Below are 5,220 nucleotides of genomic sequence, written 5' to 3'. Positions count from 1 at the left end.
CTATAGCAAAGGAATTCTTCCCTCGGGGTGTGGAACTTTGTTATCTCGTCAATAACAATTTCCATTTTGAGGTGCTGAATTCCTTTTAATTATGCTCAAAACACCCTGACTTTTTCAGGGGAAACTAACTAAATCGATTCAATGTTTTTCCTCCTGCTTTATATCACGGCTATGTTAAACTCAACTGTTGATATTTGTCATCATATGGCTCGGAGCTGTTTACAATGGTTTCGCTACCTTGATCGCAAGGAGTACGAAAACACAACGTCGAATAAAATCTCTTCGAAGAAATTAAGAATGATCATTCTTGGCTGTCAGCTGATCGAAAAATTGAAGAGGAGTGCTCCTTGATGACAAATAGTAGAATGAATCCTAAGGTTGATGAATTTTTAAGTAAAGCTAAAAAATGGAAGGAAGAATATGAGAAGTTGAGAAATATCGTTCTTGACTGTGGGTTGACCGAAGAATTGAAGTGGATGCATCCTTGTTACACGTTTCAGAAAAAAAACATCGTTTTAATACATGGATTTAAAGAATACTGTGCGCTTCTGTTTTTCAAAGGTGCCTTGTTACATGACACCCATGGTATTCTAATCAGACAAACGGAGAATGTCCAGGCGGCGCGCCAGATTCGGTTCACCCATGTTCGAGAAATCGTTGCAATGGAAACCATCTTGAAGGCCTATATTTATGAAGCCGTTGAAGTTGAAAAAGCCGGTTTGGAAGTGAATTTTAAAAAGAATACAGAATTCAACATTCCTGAAGAACTTCAAAATAAATTCGATGAAATCCCTGCCTTGAAAACTGCTTTTGAAGCATTGACGCCGGGACGGCAAAGAGCATACATTCTTTATTTTTCTGAACCCAAACAATCCAAAACTCGAACGTCAAGGGTTGAAAAATGTATGCAGCGAATTCTCAATGGAAAGGGATTAAATGATTAGTATATTCGATTAGAAAATAAAATTAATTTAAAATGGGATAGCCTATATCAATAAAAAAGACGTGCCGAAATGATTGTCATTCGGCACGTCATATAGTTTCCGGATTACGGGAGCAATCTCAATTCCGCCCAGTGCGGATGCGCTTCGAGACGCCGTTCCATGTCGCGGAACGCCTGGAGCGAGCGGCTCAGCTTCAGGTAAGCGTCGCCCCCTTCGCTCCAGCCCTGGAAGCCGATCATTCCTTGATAGCCGATCTTTTTAAGCTGCCCAAGCACCGCGAAGTTGTCCAACTCGCCTTCGTCCAGCGGCTCGATCGTGGCAACGTTGCCGAAGCCGTGCGGATTTCGGCGGCTGCCGGACAGATTCACTTGCTTCAGATACGGCGCCACCTCAGCCAGCACGCCCGGCAGATTGGACCCGTCTACGGCGTACCAGTGGTAACCGCAGAACACGATGCCCAGATTGGGATGGTTCAGCCGGCGGCACAGCCGCACCGCATCTTCGTGGCGTTCGACCCAGAAGGAGAGGTGCGTGTACAGCAGGAGATTGATATTGCGCCGCTCGCAAATCTTGAGCGCTTGTTCGAGCCACTTCACCGCGATGTCGTCGCCCGCCGGGTCCGAGGGGCGCAGATGGCTTCCGACGGATTGGATCGCCAGCTCGACCGTCGAACATCCCTCAATCGTCTCCAGCAGCTTCAGGATGCCCTGGTTTCTCGGATGGCTCTCGCCCAAAGAAAGGTCCAGCACGACGTATACGCCCGCGACGTCCAGCCCGTATTTCTCCTTGACGGCGGCGAGCTTCGCCGCGTCCCTCCACCGCTCTCCGTGCCAGACGGACATATGCGTCGCGTCGTATCCGATCTCCTTCAGCATCTCGCACCGCGCTTCGAAACTGTAAATCCCCATGGAGTTGTAAAAGGAAAAATCCATTGCATACACTCGGTAAGCCATCGCGGTCAGTTCCTCCTTCCCGGCGAATCGGCTCCCGGGTTCCCCGCCGAATCGCCGTACGTAAGGCCTAATTCATACGCCCGTTGGAACAGGCTCTCGTAATGCTTGTTGATTTCATCCTCGTTGTCCATATCTTCGGCCAGCGTATTGTACAAAAAGGCCACTTCCGATTGGGCGATGCCCGTATATCCGGCCAGACCGACATTCAGATAATGGGCGATCATGGTGTCGAAATTGCGTTTCTTCAAGCTGGCTTCCGTCTCCCCGACTAGCGGAATCCATAAGACTTTTCGGTGCGGAAGACGCGATCCGCCGTAAGCGAAACCGTAGTTCCACGTCCGGTCGATATAACCTTTCGTCATGGCAGGCAAGGAATACCACCATACCGGGAAGATAAACGCGAGTCCGTCGTTCCGTTTCAGCCTTTCGATCTCGGCTTGAACGCGCGCGGAATAACGCTTCCGGGGGTCGTCCCAATCGGGTTCGTCTTTTTCAAAGACTCGCGGATCGAATTCCTCCCCGTACAAGTCCGCGATTTCAACTTCATGTCCGGCATCGGCAAGTCCTTGAACGAATCGATCGGCGATGGAAAACGTAAGCGATTCTCGTCTGGGATGCGAGACGATCGTCAACACCTTCATATCAGCCACTCCCATCCTCACGCATTTTCTTGCGGCTCGGGGGTTAACGCCGGGAAATGCGGAAGCACCTCTTCCCCCAGTTCTTCGATCACTTCTTCGGCCGGACGATGGCCGTATTTCAAGTTGATGATCACGTGGTTGACGCCTACATTCTTCAGGAAATGAATAAACTCGATCAGCGGATTTCGCCCGATTCGGAACCCCAGATGAATCGGGATCGGCGGATGATTCGGGTCTTCCGTTAAGTCGATATAGAGCGATTGGCTGAACGGCTTAAACTCGTCGGTCAGCGAGCGCCAATTTTTAATCAGTTCCGCCTGAAATTTCACATTGCGGGGATAATACAGCCAGCCGTCGCTATTTTGGGCAATCCATTCGACCGACTGCGAGCTGTGGCCCGTAACCAGCATCGGAATATCCCCCAGACGCGGTTTCGGCAGCAGGTCCCCTCCGTGCAACAGGTCGATCCGCTGCGACCGGATCGTCGAGAAGCTCTCGCTCCATACTTTTTTCATGACCGATACGGCTTCCTGGAACAAGAGGGGGCGGTTTTCGAAATCAACCGAGAACGCCGGGAATTCGATCGGACGATCCCCGGTGGCCACTCCGAGAACGAGACGTTCGCTCGACAGGTGATCGATGGAAGCGGCCGCTTTGGCGATATGCAGCGGGTGCCGCAACGTCAGAATAATGCTTGCGGTGCCCAGCGCGATGTTTTTCGTATGAGCGGCGATATAGCCCAGATAGGCCCAGGGATCGTAAATTTGGCCCACATCGCCGAAGTTCGGGTCATGCAGCGGAACATCCCGGACGAACAAGGCGGCAAAATTAAGCTCTTCGGCCCGTTTGGCCAGTTTAACCTGCTTTTCTATGTCCATCTCCGGAATGCTGCCCGAGTAGGCCTCCAGAGGAAAGAACAATCCGAGAGTCAGATGGTCTTCTTTGAACATACGCGAGTACCCTTTATGGTTGGCAAATTTGTTCATCTTCGCCCCTCCATATCCATATTAATAGATATCTATAATTATCGATATAATAAACGAAAAATCGGGCTCGCGCAAGACCAAAAAAGCGGTCGGGGAAGAAGCGATTTACAATTCCCGGGACAGCAGCTCCATCATTTTTCGGATATTTTCCTCGTCCCTTTTATAATACGTATATTGCCCAATGCGCTTCGCCTTTATTAATCCGGCGTTCTGGAGCATGGACAAGTATAGGGACACGGTCGATTGCGACAGTCCCACTTTTTTATGGATGTCGCTCACGCAGACTCCGTCTTCGTGGATATCTCCGCTGTGCGGTTTTGGAAAATGCGTCTCCGGCTCTTTTAACCACTGCATAATCAGCAATCTCGTTTCATTGGACAAGGCTTTAAATACGTCCAAAAGCTCCATAGGCTACCTCCAGATGCATCCATGCGATCGTATGGGGTGAGTCGTAACTCATCGGATTTTATTTATTCTAACATTACGACGCGGCCGTTTGGAATACTTTAATGTCTGGATACTCCGCTCTCCACCACCTTGACCTCGACGTTTAACGCGATGGGCGTGTCCGGGTATTGCCCTTCCCAAGCCTCCTCCTCCCAATTTCGCGTTTTGCTCCGGACGCGGTCGCCTATGCCGAACGGATCTATTCCCCGTTTTTGAAAGGTGTGCAACAACATTTTCCCCGTATCGGCGATTTGCTTCTCCAGCCCCGTCTCGATATTCCGCAGGTCCCGTTCCGTTAACCGGACCCCCGAGTATTCCGTAACGGCTCCCTTCAGCGCCAGATTGATCGTCACTTCAGGTTTGTCGGCCGTGCCGCCGACTCGGTAACGAACCTTTGAGCTTTGGTTTTCCACTATCGCGTACTGATTTTGATCCAGCTTGACTTCGTAGGTGCCGTGATTGACGTTTTCGCGGAGCAGCCGGAATACGCGCATCTGGTCCAGATTAATCGAAGTTACATATTTATCGTGCTTGAACAGAGCCAAACCGGATATGCCGACCGTGTCGTCCTGAAGTTTCAGGATCGGCAAATACGGGTCCATGCCTTTGCCGTACAGCAAATACTCGAATTTATGCAGGTTGGTTCTCGGGAGATGCCCGACTTGTATTTTGCCGTCGATCAGTTCCTTTAGAAATACGCCTTTTTCTTCTTCCAGGCTGAATTTGGACTCCAGCAACTCTTTTACTTTTCCGTCGACAATCGCCAAATAACTTTTGTTCGAAATCCGGGCGTCACGCATAAGCGGGTCCAAAAGCCATTCCAGGCCGTCTTTGGCCAAGTCTTTGCTATAAAGCGTAACGGACAGCTTCCCGATGGAAAACGGTTTTCGGATTTCGGACCGCATCTGTTCCCTGGCGTTTTTGACGGTATGGCTGACCGACGAATAGATTTTGTCCGAGACGGATCGATCGGCATGAAATACGGGAGCCGCCACCGTCAATTCGATTTGATGGGGTTCGGCTTTGTCGTAGCCCTGAACGATCGGCATGGTGATCTTATCGATAATCTCTTTTTGCGCGCAAGCGGCCAAGGCCAGAACGCTGAACAACAAACAGGCGATCGTTATAGTCTCAAGTAGTGGTGTAAAATTGCGCCGAGCTTCTTGACAAGGGAAGCCACGGTATGATTTCTACTAAAGTGACGCGACTCTACTTTAGAAGGAGGATCAAACCGTGGCTTCTATAGATA

6 protein-coding genes are annotated in these 5,220 nt (G+C 50.1%); 1 reads left to right on the top strand and 5 read right to left on the bottom strand.

Translation table 11 applies throughout. The features are described 5' to 3' along the window. Positions 1-350 precede the first annotated feature (350 nt). Positions 351-944: a YdeI/OmpD-associated family protein gene (locus tag FE781_RS17200; protein ID WP_138790833.1), complete on the top strand. Its 594-nt coding sequence runs from the start codon at positions 351-353 to the stop codon at positions 942-944. Positions 945-1,048: 104 nt separating this feature from the next. On the opposite strand, the gene FE781_RS17195 is transcribed toward FE781_RS17200, so the two are convergent. The 5 genes from FE781_RS17195 to FE781_RS17175 all read right to left on the bottom strand — a co-directional run bounded on the left by FE781_RS17195 (position 1,049) and on the right by FE781_RS17175 (position 5,092). After that, entirely contained in the window at positions 1,049-1,897 is an 849-nt protein-coding gene (locus FE781_RS17195) for a sugar phosphate isomerase/epimerase family protein (RefSeq protein WP_138790832.1), read from the bottom strand. 5 nt (positions 1,898-1,902) lie between these two features. Further along, complete coding sequence (locus FE781_RS17190) at positions 1,903-2,538, bottom strand: NAD(P)H oxidoreductase (protein WP_138790831.1); 636 nt, start codon at positions 2,536-2,538, stop codon at positions 1,903-1,905. Positions 2,539-2,555: 17 nt separating this feature from the next. Then, positions 2,556-3,524: an LLM class oxidoreductase gene (locus FE781_RS17185; RefSeq protein WP_138790830.1), complete on the bottom strand. Its 969-nt coding sequence runs from the start codon at positions 3,522-3,524 to the stop codon at positions 2,556-2,558. Between the two features lie 105 nt (positions 3,525-3,629). Beyond that, positions 3,630-3,932: an ArsR/SmtB family transcription factor gene (locus tag FE781_RS17180; protein WP_138790829.1), complete on the bottom strand. Its 303-nt coding sequence runs from the start codon at positions 3,930-3,932 to the stop codon at positions 3,630-3,632. Positions 3,933-4,030: 98 nt separating this feature from the next. Beyond that, a complete protein-coding gene (locus tag FE781_RS17175) occupies positions 4,031-5,092 on the bottom strand; it encodes a Ger(x)C family spore germination protein (protein ID WP_281281923.1) in 1,062 nt (353 codons plus the stop codon). Between the last annotated feature and the right edge of the window lie 128 nt (positions 5,093-5,220).

The organism is Paenibacillus thermoaerophilus, assembly GCF_005938195.1.
GTDB classification, from domain to species: domain Bacteria; phylum Bacillota; class Bacilli; order Paenibacillales; family Reconciliibacillaceae; genus Paenibacillus_W; species Paenibacillus_W thermoaerophilus.
Note: the sequence above shows the minus strand (reverse complement) of the source record. Positions and strands in the feature narration are given on the sequence as shown.